Below are 17,359 nucleotides of genomic sequence, written 5' to 3' on the forward strand. Positions count from 1 at the left end.
AAGACATTATCTGTCCACTGGCTCGTAACATCATTTCCAGTGATTTAACAATTGACGATTTCGTTACAGTGGCAGGGATATATAATAGGATGTAGAATACTAACCTAACTTAAAAAAAAGAACCATTTTTATAGCAGCAGAGAGGAGGAAAGGCATTTGAAATCAATAGTTGTACGTGATCTTGCTGAGCGATTCTCGTTAGAAGTGTTGGCTGGGGCAGATCAACTGGACCGCCCGGTCATGAAGGCGCGAGCGTATCGTCCCGGACTTGAATTTGTAGGGTACTTTGATTTTTTTCCGACGGAGCATGTACAAATTTTAGGTAAGAAGGAAATCAATTATTTGCATACATTAACTGAAGCAGAGCGAAATCATCATATTGGTAATGTTGTAAAATATCATCCACCTTGTTTTGTTGTCACTTCTGATCAAGATGGATTGAAATATTTGACTAAGTATTGTGAAGAAGAAGGTATTCCGTTACTGCGTACCAAAGTGTTGACTGCGCCGTTTCTTGGTATGCTCGATGCGTATTTGTCCAAAGAATTGGCACCCGAGATTTCGATTCATGGCGTTTGCTTGAATGTGTCGGGTATAGGCATTTTGCTGCGAGGCCAATCAGGCGTAGGAAAAAGTGAGACGGCGCACACGTTAATTAGACGAGGGCATCGACTTGTCGCAGATGATATCGTTGTGTTGAGAAAGTTAAGCTCACAAACGCTGCTCGGCAGCCATAACGAGAAGACGAAGGAGTTTCTTGCTCTCCGGAGTGTCGGTCTTGTCAATGTTGTGCGATTGTACGGCAGGAAAGCTTTTCAGGATGAGACGCGCATAGCGCTTGATATTGAACTGACAAAATGGCAGGATAACGAGTTGCATAATGATCTGGAGCTGGAGCCTACATTTACCGATTATATGGGAGTACAGGTTCCGCATATCGAAATTCAACTGCAACCGGGAAGAGATGTTGCTGGGCTAATCGAAGCGGCGGCAAATAATTGGTATTTGAAGCAGCTGGGCTACAGTGCGGTGGAAGAGTTCATGAAACGACTAGAATTAGATTGATTCATCTCCTTTCCATTTACTAGTAAATCATGTTACACTATTGGGAGATAAAGCTTATCCTAGCGCACAAGTCCTGACAGATTAGAAGGAGGAAATCGCGTGGAAAACTGCTCAATCGTTACAAAGCCTGCACTCCATTTAATTGGAATAAGCTACTGCGGCCCCTATTCATCGTTTCCGGACGAGGCAATTCGGTTGCAATCCGAATTTTTGACACGAAAGCATGAATTAAACGATGGATTGAAATCAACGGTGCTGTACAGTCCGTATTTCGGTAATGAAGTGTTCGCTACATACTGGGCTTGTTATGAAGCGCAGCATATGGAAGAACTTCCTCCGGGAATGGCACAGTTCACAATCCCCGCACATCGCTATGCGATGGTAGCCTGCTCGAACAAACGAATTGGTGAAGGGTATGAGCAGCTTAATATTTGGATAAATGAGATGCGATTGGAGAAGCAAGAAAACGCCGTCTCGCTCGAATTATTTTATATCGATGAGCATCATTTGGAGGAAGAACCGGTTGAGTTGCTAATTCCCCTCAAATGACAACGTATATATGAACCTGCACGTGAAATGTTAAGTCGAAGGGTTGCCATTCGTCTCTAACATTTCCGAGAGCAGGTTCTTTTTGTTTAGAAAACCGTTCCACAATGTTATATTTAGAAGACCTGAAATGTAGAGAGGAAGGTTAGCAGAATGAAGGTTGACATTTATATTGTAGATGCTTTTACCAAAGAGCGTTTTAAAGGTAACCCTGCTGCAGTATGCTTGCTAGATACTCCGCAAGAGGAGGAATGGATGCAGAAGGTAGCATCGGAAATGAATTTGTCCGAGACGGCATTTGTCGTTCCAAGTGTGGAAGGTTATGATCTACGCTGGTTTACGCCGCAGGCTGAGGTTGACCTATGCGGTCATGCTACTCTTGCAGCCGCGCATACATTATGGGAGTCAGGCGGGCTGTCTCGAACAGAAATGGCACGATTCATGACGAAGAGCGGACTGCTAACTGCGGTGTGTGAGGAGGATTGGATTGTGATGGATTTTCCTACCGAGTCCCCAGAAGCAGCAATTGTGCCAGAGGAACTCGTGCAAGGACTAGGTCTCATTCCTAGGTTTGCTGGTCGCAATCGGATGGACTTTTTCATTGAAGTAGACAGCGAACAGACGCTTCGTTCGCTGAAGCCTGATTTCAAACTACTCGCAACGCTGCCTGCGCGTGGAGTCATAGTGACGAGCCGATCTTCAGATGCTTCCTTTGATTTTGTATCGAGAGCATTCTTTCCAGGTATAGGTGTTGATGAGGATCCGGTCACCGGATCGGCACACTGCGCATTAGCTCCATATTGGACCAAGAGGCTTCGCAAGGAAAATCTTGTAGGTTTTCAAGCGTCGGAGCGCGGAGGCATCGTAAAGGTTAAGCAGGCCGGTGAACGCGTATTCTTGTCAGGACAAGCGGTAACCGTACTTAAAGGACTAATAGGGGGTTAGAAGAATGATCGGAATGAAACTGCCAAAGGAGCAGAGGGATCAAATCATCGAGCAGATTCAGCAATTTTTTGAGCTGGAGCGTTCAGAAACAATTGGAACGCTTGCTGCAGGGGAAGTGCTTGATTTTATGATCAAGGAAATTGGACCTCATCTGTATAATCATGCTATAAATGATGCGCGAACTACGGTACTGGAACGGATGCAAACGCTGGAAGATGAGCTTTATGCGCTCGAGAAGCCGATTATAACGAAGCGTTAATCAGACTTATGAAGGAAAGAAAAACCGGACAATTGCAGCATGTGAGCAGCTGCAATATTCTGGTTTTTTTAAAATATTTAATTTCTAAATATATTCGGTCATACCTTTTTCCTTCAACAGTTCGACAATTTCCTTCACAGATTGCGCTTTATCTTTGGGGCAAATTAATAGCGCATCTCCCGTGTCGGCAATGATGAAGCTATCTACACCTATTGTAGTGATTAGTCTGTCGTTCCCATAAATAATGGAGTTACGTGTATCTATTCCTAAGTGATTTGCTTTAATAATATTACCCGATTCATCAGGAGGAAAAATAGCACCAAGCGCGTCCCAGCTTCCGATATCATTCCAACCAAACTGACCGGATAGAACTACGACTTCATCGGAGCGCTCAAGGATACCGTAATCAATCGAAATATTTTGCAAAGTTGGGTAAATCTGGTTAATGATTTCTTCTTCCTGCTCTGTCCCCAAGTATTCACTGATTGGAAGCATTGACTTATAGAGTCGAGGCAGGTATCGCTTGAAATTATCAATGATCACGGATGTTTTCCAAATGAACATTCCGCTATTCCATAAATAATTACCAGATAACAGATAGCTTTGCGCTTTCTGAAAGCTTGGTTTTTCTACAAATTCTGCTACTTCGTATACAGCCACTGGATGCGAAGCTAAAGGCTCTTTATCAAAAGCGATATAGCCGTAGCCGGTGGAAGGGAATGTCGGTTTAATCCCAATTGTCACGATTTTGTCCGTCTCCATGGCAACCGTACAAGCTTCATCTAGTGTAATTCGGAATTGCTCTTCATCCGTAATATAATGATCAGAAGGCAGTACAACCATTAAAGAATCGCCGTGAGATTTTTCTATGGATAACGCTGCAAAAAGGATACTTGCAGCCGTGTTTCTAGCAACTGGCTCGATTAAGATATTATGCTTTAACACACTGCTGTGCATGATGCTCTCCATCAGCACGGCTTGTGATCTGTTCGTAACAATTACTGTATTTTCCTGAGGGATAATACCTTTGAATCGTTCGATGGTATCGTTTAGCATGATGTCGTTCCCGCTAATATTAAGAAGCTGCTTTGGAATCTCTTGTCTGGAGAGGGGCCAAAAACGGGTTCCGCCTCCACCTGCTAGTATAGTAGCAAACTTATTCATGATGCATCACCATATGAGCAATAGAGAAGGAAATGATACTCTCTGAGCCTTGATTAAGATTCAATCCAGTTTTATGAATGCCGTCATAACAGGCTCCAGTTTGTGGGTCAATTAATGACAGGTTTAATGAATTATGACCTAAATACCATTCGTAGCATAAAGATGCTTGTTTCAGATAGGAAGGATCTTGGAGAATAATGGCGGCTTCCTTACAAGCAAGTAGCATTTCACACGCTTCAATGGGCTGTTCATCATAAGGTGCAGCTGACCCATCTCGCAGCAGCCAGCCATGACTTCCTATTGGCTTATAATAACCGTCTTTACAAAAGGTTTTGGATGCTAGAAAATCTAAACTTTCCTTGGCCGTTTCCTTCAAACTAACATTGTCTGATATACGGTAAGCTTTTAACAGTGACCATGGAAGCATCGAGTTTCCGTAGGTTAGGCTATCTTCAAACCAATTCCAACCGTTCCCTTTATTTTGCATGTATTGATTGTGTAATCGGACCGCCAGATCCTCAATGAGATCGGTAATTAAAGCTTTGGGTAGAAATGCCTTCTCTTCATCTGTGTTAGCGGTATGGAGATACGGAAAGGAATAAGTTAACGCATTAGGTGTTTCTATTAGGTAGCTAAGACCAATTAGTGCATAAGCCGCAGCGCGTGGTGAATGAAGTGCATGGATATGCGGCAAAGCCTGATTGATTAAATAACGACATGTATTTAGTAGATTATCGGGCAGCGAGGACGAATAGGCGAGTGTGAATCCAAGTGCCCATATCGTACGTCCCTGACAATCCTCAGAGCCTCTCTCCTCAATGAAAGAGCGGTTATAATCCATAAAATTTCTGAAATTTCCGTCCGCATTTTGTGCATGATGAATGAAGGAAATATAAGTATGGATGAGGTCTAAAGTGACGGAGTCTTTTTTACTGTTGTACAATAAAACGGCTGCGATTAATGCCCGGGCATTATCATCGGTCGTATAGCCCTTTGATCGGTCAGGCACTCCAAACTTGGTATGCTGAAAAATGCCTGTATCATCCGTTATTCTACTCATATAATCGGGCTTAAGCTTCAGTATGGTTTGTACTTCCATTAAATCACACTCCTACTAGTTAACTCTGAGATTGTTATTTTCTCTTGAAAGATACCGGCGTAGGTTTTCGCAATTTCATTCCAAAGCATAGTTTTCCCAAGCTTTAGTGTACGATCTTCCATTTCCTTCACCATAGCAGGGTTATCTAGTAATTGGAGGATACAAGCTTCCAGTGAGGCAGAATCGCGGAAGTTTGCCAGCAGTCCTCGGCCTTCGGCCAACATTTCCTCAGCATATCGGTAAGGTGTGGACACAATGACTCTTCCATAACCGACTCCATATGCCAAAGTGCCGCTGACGGCCTGGTCCTTGCCCAAATAAGGTGTCATGTAGATGTCTGACATAACAAGCGATTCAATAACTTCCTCCTGCGTCAAAAGCTTGTCGACAAAGAGAACGTTATGTTCTAAATCGAATTCCTTCACAAGGTCCGTCAGCTTCTGTCTGTAAATCTCACCTGTTTCTTGTTTGACTACCGGATGTGTTTTGCCAAATATGATATAAAGGGACTCTGGATACTTTTTGACCACACCGCGCATCGCCTCTATGCTATATTCAATGCCTTTACCAGGGCTTAGAAAGCCAAAGGTGGATAAAATTTTCCGATCTGTGAAGCCATATTGTTTTTTTAACATTGATCTTGATTTGGTTTTAACAAAGGGCACGCCATGGTGAATGAAAGCTATTTTTGCGGCATCTATATCATAAATAGAGATTAAATCCTTGACTGTTGATTGCGCCATCGTTACGACTTTAACACTTCGTTCCGCCACTCGCTTCATGATGTGTCGCTGCTTAGCAGAAGGTTTCGTTAACACCGTATGAAAAATGACGATATAAGGAATACTCAGTCTCTCTATGAAAGGAATTAAATATTCGCCGCTTTCTCCGCCATAAATACCGAACTCATGTTGAATAACGAGAAGATCAACATCTGATGAGTTAAGATAATCGGCTGCGTTTAAGTAATCCGACATGTTGTGTTGATTAATTTCTCTCAACACTTGCTCTTGATAGTCATAAGATTCGTTGTTGTTGATTGCAATGATTCGCGGCTTATTGAAGCCTTGAATATGTTCAAATTGGTCTAATAAATCTTGTGTAAATGTAGCAATACCGCACTCTCGCGGCAGGCTGGTGCCTAGAAAAACGATATTCCGATTGTTGCTGATTGCATTTCTCATATAAAGCTCCTCCATATTGGTTCATATTTTTTTCACAAAAAAAAGAAAATAAAGAGGTCTTTATTTCCTAAGAGGGGAAGAAGCTTATTATTTTCAGAAAATTCAAAAATATTCCTGTTCCCACTATAACATGACCATTTTTTCTTGTCAATTTATTGACTGTCTGCCATTCTCCATATATATTATTGGAGGAGGTGTATGTATGTCAGTCATACGCAGTAATTTAAAAGAGGTCATGTATAATCATGATCCAAAATTATCTATACGTAGACTCGCAAAAGATGTGAATTATCACTTTGATTCCGTGCGAAGAATGTATAAAGATGAAATGGTGCAGTATCCTAGGGATTTGCTGTTAAAGCTTTGTCTATATTTTAATGTTCAGCCTGGGCAATTAATTAAAATCGTAGATAGTGATCTAAATGTTTGGCCATTAGAAGAATCGAATGATCTTCAGGAGGACAACAAGGACAATGACAAGGGAACCGATAATAACTGAAACTTGTAAACAGCTTCTGGATAGCTTTTATACAAATCCCCGCATGACGAAAGTGGAGAAAGTAACCTTTTCTGGTGTTGGGAATCGAGATGTTTATAATATAACGGCCCCGTTTCAATATGGCGGGGAGGAAGTGATCTTAGGAAGAGTTGAGGAACGGGATAGCGAGTTCTCTCAAGTCTTCTTTTTTACTTGTGAGAATCAGATTTGGAATCCACGTGTACATACTCATACTTATAACTTACAGGATCCATGCTTCTCGATCATCAAAGGGGAATTAATTATTGGTGGAGTTGAAGTAATTACTGCAGCCAATGATCCAAGTAAGATTGTGTCCTGGGTCACGCAATTTTATCGTGGGTATGATATTGATTCGTTATGTCACTTTTCATCAGGACCTGCAGCCATGAAGGATATTAGACTTATTGAACTTCAGGATGGCAGGGTAGGTGTCTTTACCAGGCCTCAAGGGGCAAGAGGCGGAAGAGGTCAAATCGGATTTACAATTATCGATTCACTTGCGGAACTCGATGAGCATACCTTCATTGATGCAGAAATGTTGCGAGATCAATTTGTCCCCGAAGAGTGGGGAGGGGCGAATGAAGCGCATTTGTTGAGTAATGGACATGTTGGCGTTCTTGGACATATCGCCTGCTTTGATCAAATAGGGAACAAGCACTATTATTCTATGACCTTTGCAATAAACCCCGAAACATACGAAAAAACACCAATAAAGATCATTTCAGCAAGAAGTGATTTCCCAAGAGGTCCAGGCAAACGGCCAGATCTAGAGGATGTTATTTTTAGTGGTGGACTTATACGGCTAGACGGTGGTCGAGCAGTACTGTCTGTTGGTGTTAGTGATGCTGAGGCTTATGTGATTGAAATCCCTGATCCTTTTATTGAATATGAATCATGAGTCAGTGATGGTTTGACTAGATTCTATGGTCATGTTATAATTATACTGACAAGAATTTATGGTCAAAAGAGAGCGGGAACAAACAAATGAGTAAATTTATTCAATTAAACAAGCGCACTGGAGAAACAAAGTCCCAAATGAATCAAGCAAGAAAACAGGGACGGATCCCCRCTGTGTTGTATGGGATTGGTAAAGATACTTTGTCGTTAGAAGTAAATGAGAAAGATATACTGGATATTTTGAAAAAAAATCCACGTGCTATTTTGCAAGGCAAATCATCCGATGAAAAAGTAGTTCCAGTTCTTGTTCAGAACATCCAAAGAGACCCGATCTCAGGCAAATTGCTGCATATCGACTTTCATCATGTAAATATGACTGAAAGCATGGACAGCAAAGTTACGATCCATTTTTGCGGAGATGCAATCGGCATTAAAGCCGGCGGAGTATTGCAGGTAGAAATGTATGAAGTAGAAGTACGTTGTATGCCTGGTGATCTGCCGACTTCAATGGAAGTGGATATTAGCAAACTTGCTATTGGTGACCACCTTTTTGTATCAGACCTTGTGTTCCAGAGTGGAATTGAAGTGTTGACTGATCCGAAAACGGTTATGATCCAGATCAAAGCGGTGCATGAGGAAGTTGAAGCAACAGCATAATAGGTACTATTTTCATATAAATATTCAAAGTATGGTCATATCCCCTACCGGCAGAAAGTGTAAAGGATCATGGTTTCATGATCCTAGACATTGCTGTTTGTAGGGGATTTTTTGTACAATGAGAGGACATTACAAGCTATAGAACACAAAGGAGATATAAAATGCCATCTATTATCGAAAAACGATTTKATCAAGAAATACAAACTATACTACGTGATTTAAGCTCTGGTTATCATGCAGGGGAATTGAGTAGAAGAGAAAGCTCGGAATTGCCGGAAAATATTTATGTCATTGATGTTGAAAATGAGATGGCAGGGTATGCTGTAATTTGGGAATATAATAGCGGAAATCAACTGGTTCATAAAGCGGAAAATTATTATTTTAGTCCGGATGAGAAATATTTAGAAAAAGACTTCTATATAGATATTAAAAACAAAACGGATTTCATATTTATAGAGGCTTTGGATGTTCTGAAGGAGTTTGAAGGTAAGGGATACGGGGCTTTCTTTATGAACTGGTTAAAAGCGAAATACCCGAGTAAAAAAATGTATGTATACACGCTAGAACATACAAAGAATTTTTGGTACAAACAAGGATTTGAAGCTTTGGGGAATACAGTATGGATGACCTATAATTAATGTAAGCTGCTGCAAAATAAAACGGCAAGTCAAACGGGATGATCAACTATCCCCTTGACTTGCCGTTTTAATGTTGTTTACGTAGCCCCTAGCCTTTTACAGAACCTTCAGTTAAACCTTTTTCAATAAATTTCGAAACGAACAGGTAAACGATCAATACAGGTATAACGGTAAGAGCTACGGCTGTAGCCATGAGTCCGAAGTCCGTTCCATATTGCGAGCTGATTTCATTCAATAGGGCTACAATTGGACGTACGCTCTCTTTATTAACAAAGATCAATGCAGAGAATAAGTCATTGTACGACCACAAGAATACGAATATACTTACCGATGCGAAAGATGGACTGGATACAGGGAGAAAGATTTTAATGAACATTTGCCATCTGTTGCAACCGTCGATAAATGCTGCTTCTTCCAGTTCCTTAGGGATGGTAGCCATATAACCTGCAATAACCAATGTAGCAAAGGTTAAATTACCTGTGGTCTGCGGCAAGATCAATCCCCAATACGTATTAACTAAACTCGTTTTAATGAGAATCTCATAAACAGGAACGACAGTAGCAAAAGCTGGTACAAGTAAGGTAGCGTAGAGAAGTGAGAAAATAAATCTCTTTCCCTTAAAGTTGAATCTAGATAATACATAGGCTGCTAGTCCGCCTAGCAGTAGCACGAAAAATACGGTGCCACCCGACATGATCAAGCTGTTAATATAGCTTTTTCCAATTGATATTCGATCAAATGCATTCGTGTAGTTAACGAACACCGGGTCCAAGGCTAATGAAAATGATTTATTCATGACATCACTTGATATCTTGAATGAGTTGTTAACAATCCAGAATAGTGGATATATTGTCGTTAGGGACCATGCTGTCAACACAACATACATGAGGGTGGTTCCTAAACTAAACCGGCTTGTTTTTACTCGCCGAATTTTATGTTCATCATTAATGGTTTCTTGCATAAAAGTACACCCCTAATAACAGCTTAGTATGTGATTTCTTCGCTTTTTAACAAACGGTTGGCAAGCAAAGCTAGCAAAACACCGARAACAACCATATAAATCGCAACAGTTGAGCCATAACCGAAGTTTTGATCGACCATCGCTTTCTTATACATATAGGTTCCCAATACTTCTGTACCGTTCTGACCTCTTGAAACTACCCAAATGAACTCGAATACCTTCATAGTACCGGTAATAGCTAATGTAATAACAACCTTGATGTCACTCAAAATCAAAGGAATTGTCAGCATCGTCGTTTTCTTGAAACCCGTAATCCCTTCGAGCTTAGCCGCTTCGTAATAATCAGAAGGGATTTTTGACATTGCCGTTAAAAATAATACAAAATAAAAACCAACATAATGCCATACTGTGGGAACTGATACTGCTCTCAAAGCATTACTTTCACTAAGCCAAAGCACTTTTTCTAATCCAAAGCTAGCTAAAATATTGTTTAAGAGACCAAAGTTATAGTTGTAGAAAAGAACGAACAGTAACGAAATCGCTGTACCAGAAATAACAACAGGGAAGAAAAAAACGGTACGGAAAAAGCCCTTAAATTTCGTAATATTATCTACGAGTACAGCAAGTATTAAAGCAATACCCACTTGAAAAACAATGACATAAAGCATAATTTCTAATGTATGCAATGTTGCTGCACCCAGCAGCTTATCCGATATCGCTCGTTCATAGTTATCCCAACCAACAAAGTTCTTTTCAAAGAAGCCCGTTGTACGATAAAAGCTAAGATATAAACTTTTAAAGAACGGATAATAAATAAAGATCGATATTAAAGCTAGCATAGGGAACAAAAACATCAAGATATACTTTTTATCGCCCTTCATATTTATCACCTTTGATGTTTATTTTTCTTGCATTACGGTTTAAATGATTACGCCGCCCGTACTAACAAGAGGGGCGGCGCGCATCATATTAGATCAGAAAGCTTTTATGCTTTTAATAATGAGACCATTATTATTTTGCAGCGGTAGCAGCTGCTGCAACTGCAGCATCCTCAATTCCTTTAGCTTCAGCAAGTGCCTCAGCAGGTGTCTTCTTGCCAGTTACAACTTTTTGAACGTTTGCACGGAGTGTTGAGAATGTTTCAGGTGAAACTTTGCTATCTACTGGAGCGTTGATTGAAGCAGATTTTGCTGCCATTGCAAAGCCATCAAGTGCTGCTTGTTTCAAGCCTTCAATTTTCACATCAGCAGCAGGAGTACCACCGTTAGCTGTAGCAATTTTTTGAATAACTGCAGGAGAAGTCATATGCTTCAGCAATTCAACTGCTGCATCTTTCTTGTCTGCATTGTCATAAGTTGCTTTAGGAAGGTAGAAACCAGAGCCGAATCCGCCGATAATGTCATTACCGCTGCCAGCTCCGCCTGGAACTACTGGGAATGGAAGAACAGTTGTGTTGTCAATTACATCAGGCTTATCAGCCCATTGACCAAGTGCCCATGAACCTTCAAGGATCATTGCAGCTTGACCTTGGCCGTAATAGTTGGAAGCCATACCAAGATCGATTGTAGCTGCATCTTTAGGGAATGCACCAAGGTCATATAGTTCTTTCATAGCTGCATAGCCTTTTTCCCAGTTTGGTTCAATTCCATCTTTTAAGCCTTTGTCTTGACCAGCAGGACCTGCTGCTGAAAGAAGGAAATGCTCGATGATGTAGTGGGATTGGTCAAATGGAGCAGTTAGTGGAGTGATACCTTTAGCAGACAATGCTGTAACAGCTGCTTTCAATTTTTCCCAATCTGTAGGGAGCTCAAGATTATTGTCAGCAAATATTTTTTTGTTTACGAACAAGCCTTCGTAGAAGCCAGTAAGTGGAGCTGCATAGATGTTGCCATCTTTTTGTCTTGCAAACTCAAGAGCACTTGGGGTAAAGCCGGCTTGCCATTCAGGATTAGCATCAAGCACTTCATTTAGCGGAACTACTTTGCCTGCATCGATGAAGCCTTTAGCGTCAGCGCCGATAAAGTAGAACAGTAGGTCTGGTTCGTTGCCGCTGTTCATATCTGTGTTAACTTTTGTTCTGAAACCGTCATCATTAGCTGACATAGTGTCATTTACGATTTTTACATTAGGGTTTTTTGTTGTGAACTCATCCAGTGCAGCTTGGAAGCTTTCACGAGCTGCGTCAGTACCGCCGAATGTTGAGAATACGCGAAGAGTGATGTTCTTTTTTGGAGTTTCGGTTTCTTTTGGAGCATCAGTTGCTTTTGGACTTTCGCTTGGTGCAGTACCACTGTTTTTGCCACCGTTGTTACCACAAGCTGCTAAAAACATGGTGAGTACTAACATCACACTCATAAGAACTAACGAAGATCTTTTCACTTTGTAAATCCCCCTTAAAATTGTTTTTTGAAACATGTTTGCTTTGTTGCCTACACAAATCTTATGACATACACAAAGAAGCGTCAGGGGGTTCATTCGTCTAAATAAGGGAGAATATCCTAGGATAGAAACAATCGATTTTTTACCCTTGTTACAAAATAACTCTCTATTTCATTTTATTTAAAGGCAATTTTGTTTTGGTTTTATGGTTTGCCGCAGCGAATAATGTTCGAAAGCGCTGTGTTTATTTGGGGAAATGGGGAGGGACATTCTATTTACCAAAGAAAATAAGAAGTATACAGTAATCGCAGATGTGGTTCCTAAATAATCAAATATTCTCCCTTGTCAATTTTATTGTTTTGTATATATAGAGTTTGAATTGAACCAGATTAAAGAAAGTAAATTGAAAACAAAAAAATGAACCACCCCTAGTACGGAGTGGTTTTGTGTTTGAATATCTATTTTATTCACGTTTATTGGCATATTCGACTTAAGGGTGTAGCTGTTTTTCTGAAATAAATTGCATACACCTGTTAACGGACTTATCCATGTAATCGACAATTTGGATGCAATCATCATTGAATAATTCCAATGGCTCCAGGGCAACTTTTTCATCGTATGAGAAATCTTTTTCCATCCATTCAAGCAAAGCTGGTAAGTATAATTGGAAGTTTGCTTCCGTAATTTTTATTGGATCAGGCAAGTTGAGTTGATTATACTCTAGAGAGTATAGGCTTATCRGTCTTCCATTTAATCGCCAGAAATCCCTATAGCTTATCTGTAAGGTATCCTTTTTTTCCTCAATGGACATATGTTTTATAAAATTAAAATAAAATTCTGACCATACTACATCAGAGATTAAATGACACAAATACCCTAAATAGAAGGGTTCAACTAATAATGGTTTATAGTTATTGTAAAAGCTCAAATAATTGATATGACCTTTTCCATTTTCATCCCGATCTACGAAATGAGTGATGTCTTTTGGCCTATAAGCATCCATATAGGGGTGTATATCCGGTGCGATACCACCAAGGACAAATTCCCTTTCATCAGATAGACCAAGTCGTTTACTTATAATGGATGAAATGCAGTAATGCATAACTCTTGAACCCAATGTATTTCCCCCTTTTCCATATATTTTCTATCCATTAATACTTAAAGATCGAAGAGTGTTACGACAGCACTTCCCACCTTGCCCACATTTCTTGTGGATTTAACTCGTAAATTTGATTTTCCCTAAACATAAACTGATGCATAATAAATTCTCTTCGGATCGTTGCGAAATCTTCATGAAACCCTTTAATAAAGTCATTGATTTCCTTTTCGCTATATTTCCGTCCCATTTCCAGCTGTGAGATTTGGTGTTCCAAAACAATAAGTTTTTTCTTCAGTTGAACGGGCAAGCTTTTTAATTTTCCATCGGGGGTAATAAAGTTTCTAATAACGGAATCCTTTATGYGCTTATGATCTTCATGCAAAATATCCGTACCTCCTTTGGAATTAGCATTTTTGTAAATTAATTTTTCTGTAGCGGTGGCGTTATCTTTAATGAAGTAATGATTTAATGAGAAAAAAATTGTATTTTTATCTCGGCGCTCGTTAATTAGGCTGGCTTCTCTTAATTTCGCAGCATGATGAGTTATTGTTGCAGGTGTAAGACTAAGCTTTTCCGCCAAAACTTGACCGTTGAGCTCTCCATCAGCAAGCAGAATTAATATCTTTATTCTTGTAGGGTCTGCAAGTGCCTTATGATAGCTGACTACCTTATTTAATTGCATGTGTCGCAATTTACCTCCTGTCGACTAATTTGATGATTATCTAATTAGATAGTCGTTAAATTAGATATTAGTATATTAGAGATAAATTGTCAATTAATAAAAAAAAACCGATCTAAGCTGGAAAGAACGAATGTGAAATGGCTACCATCTTTCCTATATTTTATCGAAGTGTCACAAAATGAATAGGTTGTTTGTCTAATAGGTATAAGACATTGAGGAGGAGAATGAAAATGAGCCTTAGATTCAACTATCGAACAGCTAATAAACCGGCATTTCAAGCTATGCTGGCATTCGATAAATATGCAAGCAATAGTAGTGTGGATAAAGTATTGTTCGAGTTGGTGAAAATTCGTGTTTCCCAAATTAACGGTTGCTCATATTGTATCGATTCACATGCAAAAGATTTGATGAAGATGGGCGACCATACGGATCGAATCCTACTGCTGAGTGTATGGCGGGAAGTTCCACTATTCACGGATAAGGAAAAAGCCGTACTGGAGCTCGCAGAATGTGTGACCAATATATCGAATGCCGGCGTACCGCTGTCGGTATACGAGAAAGTCAGGGAGCATGTAGAAGAAATCGAATATGTAGACTTAATTATAGCCATTAATGTAATTAACAGTTGGAATCGGATTGCAATCTCTACCGGGATGTTTCCTGGATGTTTTAAGTGATAAAATGGAGATTAAGGTACTAGAAAGCGTCTTTTTGGAGCCATCTTGGCTCCTTTTTGGCATTGCAGCAGGAATAACCAAGTAGAGAGCAGGTGGCGCGTTGAAAAATTCAATTTTTGAGGGTGACTTTCATGCTCCTGAACATTCCGATTTAGACGAACTTTATCGGAGGTATAAAACATTTGCATTTTCTATTGCTTATCGAATGCTCGGCATCGTATCGGATGCAGAAGATGCGGTTCAAGATTGTTTTACAGAGATTCAAAAGAAGGACCTGAAAGAAATTAAAAATATAAAAGCCTATTTATCCAAAATGATGACGAACCGCTGCTTAAATATGTTGCAATCAGCACAAAAGAAAAAAGAAGTATACATCGGAGAATGGTTACCCGAACCAGTGATTAAACAATATGACTTGCCTGATGAGACTGTGGAACGTAAAGAAACTCTATCTTATGCTTGTTTGGTCATGCTTGAACGTCTCACACCGACGGAAAGAGCCGTTTTTTTGCTAAGGGAAGTATTTGATTTTGATTATGATACAATCTCAGATTTTTTGGGTAAGTCAGGGACGAATTGTCGGAAAATATTTAGTCGTGCGAAACGGAGTATGCTTGCCGACTATACTGCAACTATAGCCTCGATGTCTGTAAGGAAAATGCTCGTGGAGAGGTTTGTTTCTGCCTTCGATAATTATGATATAGAGAAGATGCTGGAGTTACTGGCTGATGATGCTGTACTTATCACTGATGGTGGAGGTAAAGTACGTGCAGCTATTAATCCTATTGTGAGCCAGAAGCGTGTTCTGGCCTTGCTAACATCACCCCGGGCTTTTCAAACAATTCGTGAATGGGATACTTCGATTGTGGAAATTAATAATGAGATTAATATCGTTTATACTTATCAAGGTAAAGTGAGAGGTGTAGCATGTTTTGAATTGTCGCTTGAAAGGGATCGTTTTCAAAACCTGTATATCTTATTAAATCCTGATAAATTAGATCATATTGATTTCAACCTTGTTCAAGCGTTAAGAATGCAATAACTGAAGACCTTTCTCATTTATAAAGTCTAGGATAAGGCTCCAAGTTGACAATGTTTGGTTAATACACTAAATTGAATATAAATACGTTATTATGTATAAATATTCAATAGAGGTGAGTTAATGAAACATTTATTATCTTTGAAGGAATTCGATAAGGAAACTCTTCTCTTCATTATCAAGAAGGGAATTGAGATTAAAAAGAACCCGCACGACTTTTATCAAGCAAGTGAGAGAAAGGGTCTCTTCATGCTTTTTCAGAAAACATCTACTAGAACAAACTTATCCTTTCAGTCTGCTATTAATCAAATGGGCGGTTACTCTGTTATGATGGATTGGGACTCTAGCAATTTCAGTATTTCACCGATTCAATATGAAGCGCGTTATGCGTCCAGAAACTGTGATGTTATAATGGCAAGGCTAAAATCGCATTCTGATCTACTAGAATTAGCTGCATACTCCGAGGTTCCAGTTATAAATGGATGTTGTGAGAAATATCATCCCTGCCAAGCACTGGCAGACCTAATGACTATATATGAAGTAGCAGAATCATTCTTTGGCGTAACCGTTACTTACGTAGGGATTCATAACAATGTAGCAAATTCATTAATTGCAGGGTGTATCACGTTAGGTATAAAGCTATTGTTAGTGACACCTATAATCAATTCTCCATCATGGGATGAACAACTTATGCAGGCAGCCTTCCAAAGTGGATATGTGGAAAACTTAAATAGCCTATCTGAGGCTGTTTCAAGATCGGATTTTGTTTATACGGATACCTGGGTCGATATGGAGTTTTTCCACGAGAGTCATTATCAAGATGAAAAGAATCGAAGAATAGAGAAGATGCTGCCTTTTCAGTTGAATAGAAAAATCCTCGAAGGACACTCTCCCTATATCATGCACGATATGCCTATCCATCCTGGATTTGAAATAGAGGAAGAGTTAGTCGAGTCAGAGCGGTCCATTATCTACCAACAAGCAGAAAATAGGATGCATGTTCAAAAGTCTTTGCTGCTTTATTTGCTAAATCAGTGAAAAAGGGGAATAAGTCAATGATTGTCTATAACAAACTAATACGAGATAAAATTCCACAGATAATAGAGGCGACAGGTAAAAAAGCTAAGGTTCGTATACTGGAAGAAGAAGAATATATGGAAATGCTTACTAATAAACTTCAAGAGGAGCTAGATGAATATAATGTAGCTAACGGTGAGGAACAAATTGCAGAATTAGCTGATTTAGTGGAAGTTGTTTATGCGATACTAAATAATCGGAACATCAGTATAGCAGAATTTGAAAAAATCAGACTATCAAAGAAAGAAGAACGAGGTGKTTTTGAAGAAAGGTTGTTGTTAAATAGAGTAGAGTAATGAAGTAGAATGGAATGTTGTATTTATTGTATGAAATAAACCTCCTCAGCATAAATATGTTAAGAGGAGCGTGAAAAAAGTGGACGATAAAGTAAAACGATTTTATAAAATGAAGCAAAAGCAGAAAGAGATCGAACAAGAGCTTTCAGAATTGAGAAATGAGATCATTAACCAT

Annotated in this window: 20 protein-coding genes; 12 read left to right on the forward strand and 8 right to left on the reverse strand. The window is 39.6% G+C overall.

Features of this window, described 5'->3' with window-relative positions:
* Positions 1 to 156: 156 nt before the first annotated feature.
* The 4 genes from hprK (at position 157) to AC1DWN_RS14025 (ending at position 2,815) form a co-directional block, all read left to right on the forward strand.
* Positions 157 to 1,065, forward strand: a complete 909-nt coding sequence (gene hprK, locus AC1DWN_RS14010) for an HPr(Ser) kinase/phosphatase (protein ID WP_477559520.1) — start codon at positions 157 to 159, stop codon at positions 1,063 to 1,065.
* Between the two features lie 99 nt (positions 1,066 to 1,164).
* Positions 1,165 to 1,614 carry a GyrI-like domain-containing protein gene (locus AC1DWN_RS14015; protein WP_477559521.1) on the forward strand — a complete coding sequence of 150 codons (450 nt, stop codon included), beginning with the start codon at positions 1,165 to 1,167 and terminating at the stop codon, positions 1,612 to 1,614.
* Positions 1,615 to 1,764: 150 nt separating this feature from the next.
* Positions 1,765 to 2,556 carry a PhzF family phenazine biosynthesis protein gene (locus AC1DWN_RS14020; RefSeq protein ID WP_477559522.1) on the forward strand — a complete coding sequence of 264 codons (792 nt, stop codon included), beginning with the start codon at positions 1,765 to 1,767 and terminating at the stop codon, positions 2,554 to 2,556.
* 4 nt (positions 2,557 to 2,560) lie between these two features.
* The gene (locus AC1DWN_RS14025; RefSeq protein WP_477559523.1) at positions 2,561 to 2,815 is read left to right on the forward strand and encodes a DUF2164 domain-containing protein; all 255 of its coding nucleotides are present in this window, start codon (positions 2,561 to 2,563) and stop codon (positions 2,813 to 2,815) included.
* 84 nt (positions 2,816 to 2,899) lie between these two features.
* On the opposite strand, the gene AC1DWN_RS14030 is transcribed toward AC1DWN_RS14025, so the two are convergent.
* The 3 genes from AC1DWN_RS14030 to AC1DWN_RS14040 are packed head-to-tail and all read right to left on the reverse strand — an operon-like array spanning position 2,900 to position 6,262.
* The gene (locus tag AC1DWN_RS14030) at positions 2,900 to 3,979 is read right to left on the reverse strand and encodes a mannose-1-phosphate guanylyltransferase (protein WP_477559524.1); all 1,080 of its coding nucleotides are present in this window, start codon (positions 3,977 to 3,979) and stop codon (positions 2,900 to 2,902) included.
* A complete protein-coding gene (locus tag AC1DWN_RS14035) occupies positions 3,972 to 5,078 on the reverse strand; it encodes a glycoside hydrolase family protein (protein ID WP_477559525.1) in 1,107 nt (368 codons plus the stop codon). Before AC1DWN_RS14035 ends, AC1DWN_RS14030 begins: the two co-directional genes overlap by 8 nt.
* Complete coding sequence (locus AC1DWN_RS14040) at positions 5,078 to 6,262, reverse strand: glycosyltransferase family 4 protein (protein ID WP_477559526.1); 1,185 nt, start codon at positions 6,260 to 6,262, stop codon at positions 5,078 to 5,080. Before AC1DWN_RS14040 ends, AC1DWN_RS14035 begins: the two co-directional genes overlap by 1 nt.
* A gap of 202 nt (positions 6,263 to 6,464) precedes the next feature.
* On the opposite strand from AC1DWN_RS14040, the gene AC1DWN_RS14045 reads away from it, so the two are divergent.
* From AC1DWN_RS14045 to AC1DWN_RS14060, 4 genes are all read left to right on the forward strand, one after another.
* Positions 6,465 to 6,761 carry a helix-turn-helix domain-containing protein gene (locus AC1DWN_RS14045; RefSeq protein ID WP_477559527.1) on the forward strand — a complete coding sequence of 99 codons (297 nt, stop codon included), beginning with the start codon at positions 6,465 to 6,467 and terminating at the stop codon, positions 6,759 to 6,761.
* A complete protein-coding gene (locus AC1DWN_RS14050; RefSeq protein WP_477559528.1) occupies positions 6,736 to 7,680 on the forward strand; it encodes a DUF1861 family protein in 945 nt (314 codons plus the stop codon). Before AC1DWN_RS14045 ends, AC1DWN_RS14050 begins: the two co-directional genes overlap by 26 nt.
* 86 nt (positions 7,681 to 7,766) lie before the next feature.
* Positions 7,767 to 8,336 carry a 50S ribosomal protein L25 gene (locus AC1DWN_RS14055; RefSeq protein ID WP_477559529.1) on the forward strand — a complete coding sequence of 190 codons (570 nt, stop codon included), beginning with the start codon at positions 7,767 to 7,769 and terminating at the stop codon, positions 8,334 to 8,336.
* Between the two features lie 161 nt (positions 8,337 to 8,497).
* Entirely contained in the window at positions 8,498 to 8,974 is a 477-nt protein-coding gene (locus AC1DWN_RS14060) for a GNAT family N-acetyltransferase (protein WP_477559530.1), read from the forward strand.
* Between the two features lie 88 nt (positions 8,975 to 9,062).
* On the opposite strand, the gene AC1DWN_RS14065 is transcribed toward AC1DWN_RS14060, so the two are convergent.
* From AC1DWN_RS14065 to AC1DWN_RS14085, 5 genes are all read right to left on the reverse strand, one after another.
* Positions 9,063 to 9,935 carry a carbohydrate ABC transporter permease gene (locus tag AC1DWN_RS14065; RefSeq protein WP_477559531.1) on the reverse strand — a complete coding sequence of 291 codons (873 nt, stop codon included), beginning with the start codon at positions 9,933 to 9,935 and terminating at the stop codon, positions 9,063 to 9,065.
* 23 nt (positions 9,936 to 9,958) lie between these two features.
* Positions 9,959 to 10,816: a carbohydrate ABC transporter permease gene (locus AC1DWN_RS14070; protein WP_477559532.1), complete on the reverse strand. Its 858-nt coding sequence runs from the start codon at positions 10,814 to 10,816 to the stop codon at positions 9,959 to 9,961.
* A gap of 130 nt (positions 10,817 to 10,946) precedes the next feature.
* A complete protein-coding gene (locus tag AC1DWN_RS14075) occupies positions 10,947 to 12,314 on the reverse strand; it encodes an ABC transporter substrate-binding protein (RefSeq protein ID WP_477559533.1) in 1,368 nt (455 codons plus the stop codon).
* A gap of 490 nt (positions 12,315 to 12,804) precedes the next feature.
* Positions 12,805 to 13,431 carry a zinc dependent phospholipase C family protein gene (locus AC1DWN_RS14080; protein WP_477559534.1) on the reverse strand — a complete coding sequence of 209 codons (627 nt, stop codon included), beginning with the start codon at positions 13,429 to 13,431 and terminating at the stop codon, positions 12,805 to 12,807.
* A gap of 58 nt (positions 13,432 to 13,489) precedes the next feature.
* Complete coding sequence (locus tag AC1DWN_RS14085) at positions 13,490 to 14,095, reverse strand: DUF2087 domain-containing protein (RefSeq protein WP_477559535.1); 606 nt, start codon at positions 14,093 to 14,095, stop codon at positions 13,490 to 13,492.
* Positions 14,096 to 14,325: 230 nt separating this feature from the next.
* On the opposite strand from AC1DWN_RS14085, the gene AC1DWN_RS14090 reads away from it, so the two are divergent.
* The 4 genes from AC1DWN_RS14090 (at position 14,326) to AC1DWN_RS14105 (ending at position 17,184) form a co-directional block, all read left to right on the forward strand.
* Positions 14,326 to 14,772, forward strand: a complete 447-nt coding sequence (locus AC1DWN_RS14090) for a carboxymuconolactone decarboxylase family protein (protein ID WP_477559536.1) — start codon at positions 14,326 to 14,328, stop codon at positions 14,770 to 14,772.
* Between the two features lie 100 nt (positions 14,773 to 14,872).
* Positions 14,873 to 15,814, forward strand: a complete 942-nt coding sequence (locus AC1DWN_RS14095; RefSeq protein ID WP_477559537.1) for an RNA polymerase sigma-70 factor — start codon at positions 14,873 to 14,875, stop codon at positions 15,812 to 15,814.
* A gap of 120 nt (positions 15,815 to 15,934) precedes the next feature.
* Positions 15,935 to 16,849, forward strand: a complete 915-nt coding sequence (locus AC1DWN_RS14100) for a Rossmann-fold NAD(P)-binding domain-containing protein (RefSeq protein WP_477559538.1) — start codon at positions 15,935 to 15,937, stop codon at positions 16,847 to 16,849.
* A 17-nt stretch (positions 16,850 to 16,866) separates the two neighbouring features.
* Positions 16,867 to 17,184 (forward strand): pyrophosphohydrolase domain-containing protein, encoded by a 318-nt coding sequence (locus AC1DWN_RS14105; protein WP_477559539.1) that lies wholly within the window; start codon positions 16,867 to 16,869, stop codon positions 17,182 to 17,184.
* The last annotated feature ends 175 nt before the right edge of the window (positions 17,185 to 17,359 follow it).

The sequence above is a fragment of the Paenibacillus sp. P4_A7 genome (genome assembly GCF_056402455.1).